Below are 13,742 nucleotides of genomic sequence, written 5' to 3' on the forward strand. Positions count from 1 at the left end.
TTGCCTAGTGAAATGGTTTTTTCTGTTTTTTCTTTTACTTATTGGTTTGTTTTATTTTTTGCCTAATCAAATTCCCACATCTACTTCTCCGCAACTAGTAAAGGAACAAAAGATGGTTAAAACGAAGGCGGTGGACGTAGCGGGGGTTCAGTCATTTATTGGAAAAACAGAAGAGGAAGTAACGAAGCGATTCGGACAACCAACGCGTATTGACGATTCTAGCTATGATTATAAATGGTGGGTGTACAATAAAAATCCAAATACATATTTGCAAATTGGGATGCTTAACGGGCGATCGGTGACGGCATTTATCGGTGGAGAGCAAATTAACGTTTCCCCGTTTCGCATTGGTCAGCCGCTTCAAGAAGTGTATCGGCTTATTTCCTTCCCTTCGACGATTGAAGTCGTGCTACCTGCGGGGACGTATCGATTTGAATTGTCTGAACAAGATGTTTCGATGCAGCCGGTCGTTAAAATGGATGGGGTATACGTGCAACTTTATGTCGATCACTTTACAGGAACGATTACAGGAATTCGAATAATGGATGCAGAGACGTTTGTGAAGCTACGCCCATATGAATTAATGTATCGCGGCGCGCTCCTATCTTCACAGTCGTTATCCCTTGAGCAGCAAAAAAAAGTAGAAGAGGCGAATGCACGGCAAATTTTTGATATGACAAACGTTATCCGCGCTCGCTATCACGTTCCATTATTATATTGGCATAAAAAGGCGGCGGAAGTAGCTTATGCTCATAGCAAAGAGATGAGCGATCTCCATTATTTTTCTCACGTTTCCCCAAAGCACGGAGATTTAAAAGCGCGGCTACTATCCGCGCACATTCCGTTCCAAATAGCGGGGGAAAACATTGCGGCGCAATATGTGGATGGCATTGCTGCGGTAGCAGGGTGGCTAAATAGCAAAAGCCATCGCGATACGTTGTTAAATAACGAATTTACTCATCTTGGAGTAGGGGTGTCTTCGTTGTATTATACACAAGATTTTTTGAAGCCGTGGGAGTTGCCTGGTAAGTAGCGAACAGGAACAATTGATTGCGCCACTGGCCGTAACAAACAATCGTATCACCGATAGAAAATGTTGGTTTTTGTAACGATTCCGTCAGTGGGAACTGCATACGAGCCATTATTTTTTCCTTGCGATGCTCCAGTTGCAAATCGATAACGGCAAGGAGATAGTGACCGTAATATCGCTCTGTCTTTTCTTGAATGGCGATAATCGTTCCTTTAACGACCGATTCAGCAGGAATATTCCCAGCTTGTCGCCATTGGTGATACATTCGTTTTCGTTCTTTTCGCGTGACGTAATAAAAATAAAGAAATAATAACGGAATAGCAATAGCTGTAACCACGATAATCCCTCCCTTCATCTATTGTAACAAAAAATGGGCGCACGCCATATCCTCTTCTTTGATAGTATATGGTAGATGAATAAAGGGGAGGTAGAGGAGGAGTATGGAAAAACATCTACATCCTTCTGTTGAGCAGTTTAAACAATTTGTAAAAAAGCATCCGAAAATCATTCAAGAAGTACGGAAAGGAAAAAAAACGTGGAAACAATTTTATGAAGACTGGTATTTATTTGGCGAGGAAGATGAACTATGGAATGAGTATAGAGAAGGGGAGAAAAAGCAAGAAACAGACGGATCGGCGCTGATTTATAAAGTGTTATCGGTGGTAAAAAACATCGACCCGAACGAAATGCAAAAACATATCGCAACTGTCCAAGAAGCGATTGCAGCCATTCAAAACGTCATCGGCCAACTACAAGGGATGAGGCAATCGGAGAATGTTTCGCGCGAACAACATCCGTTTTCCTTTCGAAAAGATTAGAGGGAAGTGTTATGCGAACAGAAGTGTTGGACTACATTCGAACAAAAAAAATGTTGCAATCATTTATTCGTGAACAACCGCGATGGTATCGAACGCTTGCGCGCGAACCGCAGAAATTAGCCGATTTTGAGCGGGCGGCTCGCCATTATTATGAACAAACGATTCCGCAAAAAGTAGAAAAAATTGCTAATTCTTTGGAAATGGCATCACTGATGTGGCATATGTTCCAAGCGATGCGCGATTAATTTTTTTGAAACGGTAAAGACTACTCCGTAAAGGAGTGATGTCTTTTGGGAAAAAAAATAATTATTTGCTTTTTTCTGCTATTGGGATTCGTGGGAGGAATGTTCGGGGAAATAACTCCGACTTCATCGCTTGCCACTGCATCGACTGCTCCGACGTTACACGTCAAGCATGAGGTGCGTGGGAAAGACGTATTTGTCGAATGTGTCATCGACCACTTTTCTTTTATAAAAGGTGTGCAACGTAAAAAGGAAGGGGAAGGTCATATAGACGTTTACGTCAACGGACAAAAAGTGACGGAAGTGTTTACAGCTGCCTTTGTTGTGAGAGGATTGCCGCCAGGGAAACATATCGTGCGGCTTGAACTCGTTCATAACGATGCCACGAAATACGGTATATTTTATGAGTTTGAAGTCAACATTTCTTAACAGTCTGGCGCTTTTCGCCAGACTTCTTTTCTTCTAGCCAGTTGTCATGATATGATGGAATTGGAGGTGCATGCTGTGATTGTTGCCACACTCGAACGGCTCGAGGTGCTAAATAAAGCCGAGTGGTTAGGGAGAATGATTGTGGAATCCGAAGTGGCGGAACATTATCGACATTGCTTCAAGCGATTAAAAGAAGACGAGCGCGCGCAAAAACTAATCGCACAGTTTATAAAAGCAAAAGAACGTTACGAGGAAGTACAACGTTTTGGCAAATATCATCCAGATTATCATACAGTCGTAAAAGAAACGCGTGAATTGAAGCGGCAGCTCGATTTTCACGAAACGGTCGCAGCGTTTAAAAAAGCAGAAAAGGAAATGCAGCAACTATTGGATGAAATTAGTGTGCTTATTGGCAAAGCAGTATCTGAACAAGTAAAAGTACCGACAGGAAACCCGTATTTTTCGTCGCTCAGTTGTTCTGGCGGGTGCGGGACAGGAGGAAGCTGCGGGTGTCGAACGTAATTTGAAAAAGGGGAAAGAAAAGTATGTTTCCGAAACGTCAAGGGATGATTGTTTGGTTGTATTCGTTAAAGCATAGTAAACATTTACGCAAATTTGGCAATATTCATTATGTATCCAAACGGTTAAAATATGTCGTCCTTTATTGCAATATGGACGATATGGACTATTTGATGCGAAAAATTGCCTCCTTGCCGTTTGTGAAAAAAGTAGAGCCTTCTTATCGCCCATTTTTAAAAATGGATTTTGAATCGAAAGGCGAGAAAGAAAAAGAAGCGAAATATTTTTTGTTTGAATAAGGCTGACTTTTTGAAGGTCAGCCTTATTGTAATGGCGGGATAAATCGGTTCATGCGCATAATGCCGATTAAATGTTGATAGTATAAGTCAATTTCGGCAAAAAAAGACGATGGTTTTACTTCCATATGGATAATTTCCATGCCTAGTTCGTTTGCTAGTTGAGTGAATAGTTCAAACCGCTTGTTCGGTTTCACGTAAGGATTTGGAATACCTTCACGGCAAATATATAACGGTTGAAAATCTCCGGGATCTGTCGGGTGAAGAACAACGACACAAGAAGTGACGGCTTGTCCATTTTTGACGGTATGGAGAGCAAATAGTCCCGATAGGCGATGCCGGTTCGCTCTTGCCAATTCTAACAGCTCATAAATATCCGAATATCCTTCTCCTAGCTCGATAAATCGTTGGATCATGCGCTTCTCTCCTTTCCTCTATTTCTCCCTTCCTTACTTTATCATTGTTTCGGGAAAAGTTGAACAAAATTCGACGTTTTTATACAAACGAAGTATATTTTTTGGTATCTTTATTGGTAAGAACCAAATTAAATGAGGGATTGCTTCATGATGCGGACAGCTATTTTAATGATTGTCCTCTTTTTAGGCGTTAGTGGCGGAGCACTTTATATGCAATGGCGCGATTACGAACAAGTGCACAACGAAGCAAAGGATGTGCCGCTTGTTCATTTCATTGATATTAAACATGATGGGAAAACGTTAGAGATTCAACAGACGGTGACAGGGCTTACGACGCCGGTATATACCATTCAAGTGCCAATTAATGCAAAACAGCTGACGTATACGATTGGGGACGATAAAAGAACGCTGACGTACGACCGAAATGGGAAGGCAGCGGTAAAAAGAAATGGGCACGATAAAATAGTGTTTCACTACGTAATGCCACTTCCGGCAACCAAACCTATTTGGTTAGAGCGCTGGATGGCGTCGTTTCTTTCTAGCCAGCCACAGCACCTATATGTGCAGCTTACCGACTATACAAAAAGCGGCATATGGGTTGCTGGTGCCCCACTGGATGCTAGCCTAAAGAAGGAAATGTCGACTTTTTACTCGTGGTCACAAAAAGGAATCACTTCCTTCCCGCTTTACTTCCATCCGGTAGAATTGCCGCGGAACGTATATGGGAAAATAGAAGTATACGGGGGACGAAAGGAAAACGTGACAAAATGGGCAAACGTCCCTTCGTTTACGCTCGTTTGGACAAACGGAGGCACTCAGCATTTATCGCCGACATTAGCGGTCGTACCGGAAACTATTTCGCTGTCATCGCTTAAAGAAATGTATATGCGCACGTACTACGCTGCTTATTTTTTGCCGAACGGTGAAATTAACGCAGTCGTTGCGGATTTATTAACAGCATTTACATTACAAAAACAGCCGGTTACCCCGAAAGGAAAAGCGATTTGGCAGCAACTTACGCAAAAGCTAACAAAAGACGAACAAAAAGCCTTTTTTACTGCGGTGTTAAAACAGCGTGGAAAATCGTTGACGCCAGCTATGTTAGACGAGGCATTATCTGCTTCCCATACAGGGAAAACAACGTATTTTACCGATTCATTTACAACTAGACGCTCAATGTCGCTCGTTTTTACAAATGAAGGAAAAATATATGTAAATGGTGTTCCGTTGAAACATGCAAAAGCAGTGTTGCAAAACGAAAAAGTGCTATTGCCGTTTGTTGATGTAATGAACGCGTTAGGCTATCATGTAAGACGCACAGGAGAAGCTGTGTTTATTGAAAAAGGAGATAATCGTTGGCGATTTTTCGTCAACTCTTCCATCTATATGAAAGGCAATGACCGATTTGGCGCACCAGCGATTATTATTTATGACGTAAACGGCGCACTTTACATGACGCCAGATATGATGCAATATTGGTTTCCTGTGCAAATATCGCTGACGGAGCGGGATGTAATCGTTTTTAGTCCATAAGAAAAGCGCAAAGCGCCCGCCTATCGGCGAAGATCGCACAAGCCCCACCGAGGAGGCTCAGCCCAAGCAAAGCTTGGGCTTGCGCGGGATATTTCAAAGAAGCGAACTCAGTGTGTCGCCGCCGAAAGAAGGGGCGGAGCGACTCGAGCCGATGGCGCTTGGAGCTAGACAGCGCCCCACCTAATCGTAAAATTTTATACTTTCTTACCTTATAAAAAAACCCTGCAGGTATCTGCAGGGACCTTTGATGCTTATTCGTTCCCGCGCATCGAAAGGAACGTCTAAGCCAAAGGAAAAGGGAGAGGAGAAACCGGAGGAAGAACTTATGGGGAACGTAAGTCTTCTCCGCGGTTGGCAACAACATCCATACGGACATTGTCATTACTCATTATGACCAATACTTCGGTTTGTATACATCGTTTGGCGAAAAAATGACAAAGTGGTATTATCAGAAAGTTTGTGATAGGATAAGGAAGGAAAACGTGGTGAATGAAGATGAGAGTCATTTCAGGAATTTGCAAAGGAAGACCGTTGCAGGCTGTTCCGGGAATGTCCACACGACCAACGACAGATAAAGTAAAAGAAGCGATGTTTAATATGGTTGGTCCGTATTTTTCGGAAGGGCTTGCCCTCGATTTATTTGCTGGAAGCGGTGGATTAGGGATTGAAGCGTTAAGCCGCGGGATAGAGCGAGTGATTTTTGTCGATTACGATACGAAAGCAATCCAAACGATTCGGAAAAACATTGAATCGTGTGGATTAACGGAACGAGCGGAAATTTACCGAAACGATGCAGAACGCGCCTTAAAAGCAATCGTAAAGCGGGAGCTAAAGTTTCATCTTATTTTTCTCGACCCGCCGTATAAAAAACAGAAGTTGGAAGCGCTTCTTTCGTTTATTGACGAACATCAGCTGCTTGCCCAATCGGGGTATATCGTTGCCGAGCATTCGCACGACGTCGAACTTCCTGAGAAAATTGGTGGGTTAACGAAAATAAAACATGAAGTTTATGGAATTACAGCGGTTTCTATTTACGCCTGTATGGAGAAAGGAGAGTTTTAATGGCGAGCATTGCGGTTTGTCCGGGAAGCTTTGACCCGGTCACATACGGACATTTAGATATTATTCGTCGCGGCGCAAAAGTGTTTGATCAAGTATATGTGGCGGTGTTGAAAAATTCATCGAAAAAACCGTTGTTTTCCGTCGAAGAGCGAATGGAACTGTTAAAAGAAGTCGTGAAGCCGTTTCCAAACGTCGTCGTGGAATCGTTTAACGGGCTTTTAGTCGATTATGCCCGTAGCAAAAACGCTACGACTATTTTACGCGGCTTGCGTGCCGTATCTGATTTTGAATACGAGATGCAAATTACATCGATGAATCGTGTATTAGATGAAAATATTGAAACGTTTTTTATGATGACAAATAGCCAGTACGCGTTTTTAAGCTCGAGTATTGTTAAAGAAGTGGCAAAGTATAACGGAAACATTTCCGACCTTGTTCCACCGATTGTCGAAGAGGCGCTCCGCAAAAAGTTTTCGCTTCTCATCGAAAAAGAGTAAAAGCAAACAGAAACTAGGCGTCTGGAAAAGTTGTTATTTTTTCCAGAACGCCTTTTTGTTTAACAGCAGTATATATACACAAAGCGACAGCAATGTGACTAACGGGCCGTATTTGCTAAGTAGCTGAAAGCATCCATGAAGCCAAAGAGGGGCTTGTTCGGCTAAAAATACCGGAACAGCTCCTTTCGATTCACTCACCGAATGTGTGCGAACGTAAAGCGGCGCCCATAACACGTATGTAAAGAAAGCGGAAAACATGCCGTGGAAAATGCGGGCGACAAAAAACGGATGAAACCGGATGTTTGCCTCTGAAAGAATGCTAGCAACTTGTGCTTGCACAGAAAAGCCGCCGAACGAAAGAATGAAACTTGTGACAATTGCTTTTTCCAACAAACTTGCTTCGTTTACTTGGCTAATCATTTGGCTGCCGAGCGTAATCTCGAAAATTCCCGAAATGAATGGAATACCTAGTTCTTTTGGCAATTGGAACAAAGAAAAAGCGTATTGAAGTAGTTGCGCGATATGTTGTGTTGCGTGAATGAGATATAGTAGTTTATTAATAACAGAGAAGAGAATAATAAACCCTCCGATCATTAACAATGTTTGCACAGAAGAACGAACAGCATCTCCAAGCAGTTTTCCGAGCGGCTGTTTATTTTTTAGTCTCGTTTCGTGCAAGGCGTGAAATGCAGAACGAACAGAAAACGTATACGGCTTAGTTTGTGGACGTTTTTTTTCTTCTCCTGTTCGATGAAAGCGCATCATGATTCCGACCATTACATTGCCGATGTAGTGGGAAAGGGCGAAAATGATTCCAAGATGCGGGTTATGGAAAAAGCCAATCGATACCGCCCCGAAAATAAATAACGGGTTTGATGAGTTCGTGAATGTAGACAGTCGCTCGGCTTCAATGAGCGAAAGTTGTTTTTCTTGATAAAGGCGAGCGGTTAGCTTCGCTCCTGACGGGTATCCAGAAGCCATTCCCATCGCCCAGACGAATCCTCCGACACCCGGCACGTTAAATAGCGGCCGCATGAGCGGTTCTAATAATACGCCGAGCAAGCGAACAACGCCGACGCCAATTAATAGCTCAGAAACGATAAAAAACGGCAATAGCGACGGAAATACGACTTCCCACCACATATTTAAGCCGCGAACGGATGCTTCTAGCGACTGTTGTGGATAGCGGATGAGTGAGAATGCAAAGACGGTGACGACAGTCGCTAAAACAACGGTGTTCCATTTGTCCATCATGCCCGTTTTCTTTTTTAGCTGCAGCATTTTTTCTCTCCTTTCTTTTCTGCATCGATGTACAACCTCATATAATTTAATATACGAGGACAGTCAGCCGTTTTAGACCATCAGTTTGAAAAGGAGGGAAAGCGGTGAGACCAAAAATCGGCTTGGCACTAGGCTCTGGAGGAGCAAGAGGTTTTGCTCATTTAGGAGTGATTAAAATATTGGAAGAAGAAGGAATACCGATTGATTATATTGCTGGGAGCAGCATGGGGGCGCTCGTTGCGGCGTTCTACGCAAGTGGATTAGGCATAGACCGGCTGTACAAATTGGCAAAAGCGTTTCGGCGAAATGATTTTATTGATTGGACGATTCCGAAAATGGGGCTTGTGTCCGGTAACAAAATTAAAGAGTTTATTCGTCTTGTAACAAAAGGAAAGCGAATGGAGGAACTGTCCATCCCGATTGCGATTGTAGCGACCGATATTCAAAAAGGGGAAAAAGTGGTTTTTCGCCATGGCGATTTGGCGACAGCTGTGCGTGCGAGCATTTCTATCCCTGGGATTTTCGTTCCGGAAGTAGTGAACGGGCGAATGCTTGTAGATGGTGGTGTCATTGATCGCATCCCTATTTCGGTCGTGCGGGAAATGGGAGCGGATGTTGTCATTGCGGTCGATGTGTCGCACGTAAAAGCGGACGGGAATATAGCCTCTATTTTTGATATTATTTTACAAAGCATTGATATTTTACAAGACGAGCTCGTTCGCCATCGCGAATACGATTCCGATGTCATGATTCGTCCGCATGTCGAACAATACAGTTCACGAGCATTTACACATACGGAAGAAATTATTAAGATAGGGGAAGAAGAAGCACGAAAACAAATTGATGCTATTCATCGTGCCATTCAAAAATGGAAGGAGCTCCACTCATGAAAAGAACATACATCGTTGCGCTTTTGCTCGGAGCAGTCGTTAGCTTACTTGCTCTGTTCGTTCAGCTTCCCTATTATGTAACGATGCCTGGAACAGCGCAAGTGCTAGAGCCACTCGTCCATGTTGAACATGGAGATAAAGATCAAGGGAAGTTAATGCTAACGACGGTAAGAATGGGAAGAGCGAATATCGCTGCATACGTGCTTGCCCATGTTCGTCCATATTACGAGCTTTATCCAATGCAGGCGATTAAGCAAGCAGGGGAAACAGATGAAGAATATACACTTCGTCAGTTGCAGTTGATGGAGGAATCGAAAGAAGCGGCGATTGTTGTCGCGTATCAGCATGCGCATAAACCGGTTACGTATCAGCCGCGTGGCGTATATGTGATGGGCGTTGTTAAAGGGATGCCAGCTGATCGCGTATTACAAGTAGGCGACCGTATTGTGCAAATCGATGGAAAGCAAGTATCGACGGCGGAACAGCTGATTGGGTACGTTCGCCAAAAGAAAAAAGGGGATCAGGTCACGATTACGTGGAAACGGGACGGAAAAGAAGAGACGGCAACGCTTACCGTTGCACCGTTTCCACAAGCTCCAAAACAAGTTGGCTTAGGACTTTCCCCAATGACCGATTATGACGTCGAAACAGACCCACCAGTGCAAATCGATTCGGAAAAAATTGGCGGTCCGTCGGCGGGGCTTATGTTTTCCCTAGAAATTTATAACCAATTAGTGGAAGAAGATATTACAAAAGGCCATAAAATTGCTGGAACTGGGACGATTAACATGAACGGGGAAGTTGGTCCGATTGGTGGAATCTCACAAAAAGTGGTTGCTGCTGCTGAAGCTGGGGCAGACGTTTTCTTTGCCCCGAACGAAAAAGGTGCGAAAGACTCTAATTATCGCGAAGCGGTAAAAACGGCAAAAAAAATCGGAACAACGATGAAAATTGTTCCGGTCGACACGTTCGACGAAGCGCTTCACTATTTAGACACATTGCATGAATAGTACGCATAATTTTATGCCAAGGTTGGCCAATAAAGCGGTGGGGTAGCATATTCTTCTTTGATTACTTTTGTGCGAAGCGGTTCCGGAAAAATGGCGGCATAGGCGGCGACCGCTTTTTTTTCTTGCGCATATATATAATCATCGCGAAGCTGAGAAACGGTTGTGACAAGCGGTAAGGAGAGCACTTTTTTCACTTTTTGCAAATAGCGTCTACCGTTTTCATTCATGCCAAGCAGGCGAATGTATGTCGGCGTTTTGACATCGCTTGCTTGTTTTGGAAAATTCGTTAATAAATGCGCGCATGCTCGCTGCAGCCTTGTCCAAGTGTACCGCTTCGTTTTGACGACATGAAGAAATTCAGAAAACGTGTTCGTTTCTGTAATTGCTTCCATGAGGCGATATTCAAGCCCTTCCTCGATGGAAGCGATTTGCTGCAATTCGCTTCGCTCAGCGGTCAGCAGGCGGTATTTCAGCAGCGAAAAATAGTGCTCCCATTCGTGAAACGTGCCGTAAGTCGAATAGTAATTAGCTAACGCTTCCTTTGTATAGGAAGGAACGTATGGCGCAACCGTTTCGAGTTTTTCTAATGACCCGCCGAGCGCTTTTCGAACGCTTGTGGCACTAGCAATGGACGGATGGGTAAACGTTTCTTCGTGGTAGCCAGAAGCGATGCGCGGAATCGTTTGTGGAACGATTGCACGCTGTTGTTCGACGATCGCCTTCACATAGGAAAAACCAAGAATATTGTTTGGTTTTGTTAAGTCAATACTAGCGAGATGAAGCTGCTTCCAGGCTTCGTTTAACGCTTGTGGATAGCTTAGTCCTTTTTTTACCGCTTGGCGAATGAAAGCGTCGTATTCATTTTTTCGGTTTTGTAACGCACAAACGGTGTCGAGAAATGGAGCGATTTCCCCGTGCTCGCTTCCGAAGCAAAGTTCGCTGCACTTTATTGCGTCAAGGAGTGCAACCGCCCCGCTCGCAAATCGTTCAGCGGACTGCACAGCAAACACGTAAGGGAGCTCGATGACGATATCTACCCCTGCGGATAGCGCCATCGCCGTACGTGCCCATTTCGACACAATGGCCGGTTCTCCTCGCTGCAAAAAATTCCCGCTCATGACGGCAATAACGCAATCAGCGCCTGTTTTTTGCTTCGTTTGCTCTAGATGATATAAATGCCCATTATGAAACGGATTGTATTCTACGATAATGCCGACCGCTTTCATGTTTTCTCCCCTCTTTGTATTTTTATTGGAAACGTGGTAAATTGAATGTAAGCTGAGCATCATTATACTGTAAAGAAAAAATATTGACAAACGGAAAAACGCACCGTATAATTTTCTTTGTTGCCTTGAGGTGATTTTTATGAAATGGTCGATTCATCAGCTTCATCAGTTGCAGGCAAAAGGGCTTGCGATTGAAGAAACTGTCGATGTGTCTGACTTAAAACAAATCGACAAATTAATTCGCGACATTTCGCCTATCCGTGTCGAAGGAAGAGCTGATATTGGCGCGACGAAATTTACTTTCCATTTAACGATTGAAGGAACGATGGTTTTGCCTTGTTCCCGAACGTTAGTGGACGTTTCCTATCCGTTTACCATTCAAACGACGGAGACGTTTTTTTTAAACGACTATGATGTGAATCCAGACGAAGATACGCATCTTGTGCAAGGAGACTCCATTGACTTATTGCCGATTGTAAAAGAACTTGTGCTGCTAGAAATTCCGCTGCAAATATTTGCGGAACAACCGGCTGAAGGCGGTGCACCACAAGCAGGGGTCGGTTGGGAAGTCATTACGGAGGAGCAGCCGAAAGAAAAAATCGATCCTCGTCTGGCTGGATTAGCGAAGTTTTTTGAACAAAAAGAGGAATAAACCGGATGCTCCGGCCTTCCTAAGATGCGAAATCCTGTTAAGGAGGTGGAAATAATGGCTGTACCTTTTAGAAGAACATCAAAAACGAAAAAAAGAATGCGTCGCACACATTTCAAATTGCAAGTTCCTGGCATGGTAGAATGCCCAAACTGCGGTGAAATGAAATTAGCTCACCGCGTATGCAAAGCTTGCGGAACTTACAAAGGAAAAGACGTTGTGAACAAATAATGAAAAAGCGAGCGTGGGGAAACTTCCTTACGCTCGCTTTTTGCTAGAAGGAAAATGAACAAGAACAGCCAACATATATAGGGAGGAGGGAAAAAAGATGAGTTCAGTGTTATTGGAGCGAGATTACGATGGCATTGTTTGGTTTACGATTAATCGACCAGAGAAGCGAAACGCGATTAATGATGAGGTGATGGATGCGCTGCAAGATACGATTCGGCTCGTAGAAGAAAATGATAAAGTGAAAGTGCTTGTCATTACCGGAGCCGGCGATCAGGCGTTTTGCTCAGGCGGCGATTTAAGCGAATTTCACCATTTGCATACGAAAGAAGAAGCGTACCGTATGTTGTCGAAAATGGGCACTATTTTATACTCGCTATTAACGCTTTCTAAACCGACAGTTGCTTTATTAAATGGCATGGCGGTCGGCGGTGGTTGTGAGCTGGCGACTGCTTGTGATTTTCGTTACGCTAAACAAGGCATTAAAGCAGGGTTTATTCAAGGGACGCTAGGCATTACAACCGGCTGGGGCGGAGCAAGCATGCTGTTTGAAAAATTGCCATATGCGTATGCCCTAGATCTTTTGCTTCGGGCCGAGCGAGTGCCAATCGAAAAAATGGTCGAGTACGGATGGGTTCATGCGGTGCTTACGGAAGGAAATGGAAAAGAACAGTGTCGTAAGTTGCTCTCTCCGTATTTAGCCCAATCGGTGCCTGTACTCCGTGCGTATAAACAATATGCCGTGAAAAAATGGAAGACAGATGAGTTTCGCGCCAAATTTTTTGCAGAAATCGAGCAATGCGCCGTTCTTTGGGAGTCGGAAGAACATGAAGAAGCAGTGCGAACTTTTTTAAATCGAAAATGACTTCCCCCTTCTATCTTTTCTACTAGTTGCATACATATAGTGAAAAAAGCGACTAGGGGGAAGGGAAATGACGAACGTGCGCCAAGATGCATGGACACAAGACGAAGATTTGTTGTTAGCAGAGGTAGTGTTACGTCATATTCGTGAAGGTGGGACGCAGCTGCAAGCGTTTGAAGAAGTGGGAAGACGCTTGTCGCGCACCGCTGCTGCTTGCGGCTTTCGCTGGAATTCGTATGTACGGAAACAGTACCAAGAAGCGATTGAATTGGCGAAAAAGCAGCGGAAAGAAAAACGGAAACATGAAAAATCGCCGCTGAAAGAAGAGCGGGAAGGCGAACGAGTAAAAGTGACGTGGCAAGATGTCATTGCCTTTTTGCAATCATCCCAGCAGTCTTTTGCTCACTACCAGCATATCGCCGATGAAAACCGGGCGTTAAAACGGGACATGGAGCAGCTGCAGCAAATGGTGACAAAGCTGCAAATGGAAAAAGAGCAGCTCCAAAAAGAGTTAAACACGATGAAAGAAGATTACCAAACGCTTATGGGCATTATGGAACGGGCGCGCAAAATGGTCGTTCTCGAGGAAGAAGAACAAGCAAAAAAAATGAAATTCCAAATGGATCGGAACGGAAATCTTGAAAAACTAGAAAAATAACGAGCCAGCTGGTCGATTTCGATCAGCTTTTTCTATTAACGGATGAATGAGAAATTTGGTAAAATAGGCGCAAGGGCTGTTTTGGAGAAAGTGGGG

General features: G+C 43.9%; 19 protein-coding genes. 15 read left to right on the top strand and 4 right to left on the bottom strand.

Features of this window, described 5'->3' with window-relative positions; genetic code table 11:
- Positions 1–112 precede the first annotated feature (112 nt).
- Entirely contained in the window at positions 113–1,033 is a 921-nt protein-coding gene (locus tag GGR02_RS01310; RefSeq protein ID WP_229706026.1) for a CAP domain-containing protein, read from the top strand.
- Here the strand turns inward: GGR02_RS01310 and GGR02_RS01315 are convergent.
- Entirely contained in the window at positions 954–1,367 is a 414-nt protein-coding gene (locus GGR02_RS01315) for a hypothetical protein (RefSeq protein ID WP_183182963.1), read from the bottom strand. The two genes, GGR02_RS01310 and GGR02_RS01315, sit on opposite strands and share 80 nt — an antisense overlap.
- 103 nt (positions 1,368–1,470) lie before the next feature.
- On the opposite strand from GGR02_RS01315, the gene ylbD reads away from it, so the two are divergent.
- The 5 genes from ylbD to GGR02_RS01340 all read left to right on the top strand — a co-directional run bounded on the left by ylbD (position 1,471) and on the right by GGR02_RS01340 (position 3,337).
- A complete protein-coding gene (gene ylbD / locus GGR02_RS01320; RefSeq protein ID WP_183182964.1) occupies positions 1,471–1,848 on the top strand; it encodes a YlbD family protein in 378 nt (125 codons plus the stop codon).
- A gap of 11 nt (positions 1,849–1,859) precedes the next feature.
- Positions 1,860–2,093 carry a YlbE-like family protein gene (locus GGR02_RS01325; RefSeq protein ID WP_183182965.1) on the top strand — a complete coding sequence of 78 codons (234 nt, stop codon included), beginning with the start codon at positions 1,860–1,862 and terminating at the stop codon, positions 2,091–2,093.
- Between the two features lie 99 nt (positions 2,094–2,192).
- A complete protein-coding gene (locus GGR02_RS01330; RefSeq protein WP_183182966.1) occupies positions 2,193–2,519 on the top strand; it encodes a hypothetical protein in 327 nt (108 codons plus the stop codon).
- Between the two features lie 75 nt (positions 2,520–2,594).
- Positions 2,595–3,041 carry a YlbF family regulator gene (locus GGR02_RS01335; RefSeq protein WP_290911486.1) on the top strand — a complete coding sequence of 149 codons (447 nt, stop codon included), beginning with the start codon at positions 2,595–2,597 and terminating at the stop codon, positions 3,039–3,041.
- 23 nt (positions 3,042–3,064) lie between these two features.
- The gene (locus tag GGR02_RS01340; RefSeq protein WP_183182967.1) at positions 3,065–3,337 is read left to right on the top strand and encodes a YlbG family protein; all 273 of its coding nucleotides are present in this window, start codon (positions 3,065–3,067) and stop codon (positions 3,335–3,337) included.
- Between the two features lie 23 nt (positions 3,338–3,360).
- On the opposite strand, the gene GGR02_RS01345 is transcribed toward GGR02_RS01340, so the two are convergent.
- Entirely contained in the window at positions 3,361–3,750 is a 390-nt protein-coding gene (locus GGR02_RS01345) for a DUF7147 family protein (protein WP_183182968.1), read from the bottom strand.
- Between the two features lie 147 nt (positions 3,751–3,897).
- Here GGR02_RS01345 and GGR02_RS01350 point away from each other — a divergent pair, with 147 nt between their 5' ends.
- From GGR02_RS01350 to coaD, 3 genes are all read left to right on the top strand, one after another.
- Positions 3,898–5,283, top strand: coding sequence for a hypothetical protein (locus GGR02_RS01350; protein WP_183182969.1), 1,386 nt, complete (start codon positions 3,898–3,900; stop codon positions 5,281–5,283).
- A gap of 495 nt (positions 5,284–5,778) precedes the next feature.
- Entirely contained in the window at positions 5,779–6,345 is a 567-nt protein-coding gene (gene rsmD / locus GGR02_RS01355) for a 16S rRNA (guanine(966)-N(2))-methyltransferase RsmD (protein WP_183182970.1), read from the top strand.
- Positions 6,345–6,842, top strand: a complete 498-nt coding sequence (gene coaD / locus GGR02_RS01360; protein ID WP_183182971.1) for a pantetheine-phosphate adenylyltransferase — start codon at positions 6,345–6,347, stop codon at positions 6,840–6,842. The genes rsmD and coaD overlap by 1 nt, the downstream gene beginning before the upstream one ends.
- 33 nt (positions 6,843–6,875) lie before the next feature.
- Here the strand turns inward: coaD and ylbJ are convergent, their stop codons facing one another.
- Positions 6,876–8,096 carry a sporulation integral membrane protein YlbJ gene (ylbJ, locus tag GGR02_RS01365; RefSeq protein ID WP_183183147.1) on the bottom strand — a complete coding sequence of 407 codons (1,221 nt, stop codon included), beginning with the start codon at positions 8,094–8,096 and terminating at the stop codon, positions 6,876–6,878.
- Positions 8,097–8,227: 131 nt separating this feature from the next.
- Between ylbJ and GGR02_RS01370 the strand changes: the two genes are divergently transcribed.
- Positions 8,228–9,013: a patatin-like phospholipase family protein gene (locus tag GGR02_RS01370; protein WP_183182972.1), complete on the top strand. Its 786-nt coding sequence runs from the start codon at positions 8,228–8,230 to the stop codon at positions 9,011–9,013.
- The gene (locus tag GGR02_RS01375) at positions 9,010–10,023 is read left to right on the top strand and encodes a SepM family pheromone-processing serine protease (RefSeq protein ID WP_229706027.1); all 1,014 of its coding nucleotides are present in this window, start codon (positions 9,010–9,012) and stop codon (positions 10,021–10,023) included. The genes GGR02_RS01370 and GGR02_RS01375 overlap by 4 nt, the downstream gene beginning before the upstream one ends.
- A gap of 11 nt (positions 10,024–10,034) precedes the next feature.
- On the opposite strand, the gene GGR02_RS01380 is transcribed toward GGR02_RS01375, so the two are convergent.
- Positions 10,035–11,249 carry a nucleotidyltransferase gene (locus tag GGR02_RS01380; protein WP_183182974.1) on the bottom strand — a complete coding sequence of 405 codons (1,215 nt, stop codon included), beginning with the start codon at positions 11,247–11,249 and terminating at the stop codon, positions 10,035–10,037.
- Between the two features lie 139 nt (positions 11,250–11,388).
- Here GGR02_RS01380 and GGR02_RS01385 point away from each other — a divergent pair, with 139 nt between their 5' ends.
- From GGR02_RS01385 to GGR02_RS01400, 4 genes are all read left to right on the top strand, one after another.
- Positions 11,389–11,901, top strand: coding sequence for a YceD family protein (locus GGR02_RS01385; RefSeq protein WP_183182975.1), 513 nt, complete (start codon positions 11,389–11,391; stop codon positions 11,899–11,901).
- A gap of 54 nt (positions 11,902–11,955) precedes the next feature.
- The gene (rpmF, locus tag GGR02_RS01390) at positions 11,956–12,129 is read left to right on the top strand and encodes a 50S ribosomal protein L32 (protein ID WP_066323554.1); all 174 of its coding nucleotides are present in this window, start codon (positions 11,956–11,958) and stop codon (positions 12,127–12,129) included.
- Positions 12,130–12,226: 97 nt separating this feature from the next.
- Positions 12,227–12,991 (top strand): enoyl-CoA hydratase/isomerase family protein, encoded by a 765-nt coding sequence (locus GGR02_RS01395; RefSeq protein ID WP_183182976.1) that lies wholly within the window; start codon positions 12,227–12,229, stop codon positions 12,989–12,991.
- A gap of 67 nt (positions 12,992–13,058) precedes the next feature.
- Positions 13,059–13,646 carry an RsfA family transcriptional regulator gene (locus GGR02_RS01400; RefSeq protein ID WP_183182977.1) on the top strand — a complete coding sequence of 196 codons (588 nt, stop codon included), beginning with the start codon at positions 13,059–13,061 and terminating at the stop codon, positions 13,644–13,646.
- The last annotated feature ends 96 nt before the right edge of the window (positions 13,647–13,742 follow it).

The sequence above is a fragment of the Anoxybacteroides voinovskiense genome (genome assembly GCF_014196205.1).
Classification (GTDB): domain Bacteria; phylum Bacillota; class Bacilli; order Bacillales; family Anoxybacillaceae; genus Anoxybacteroides; species Anoxybacteroides voinovskiense.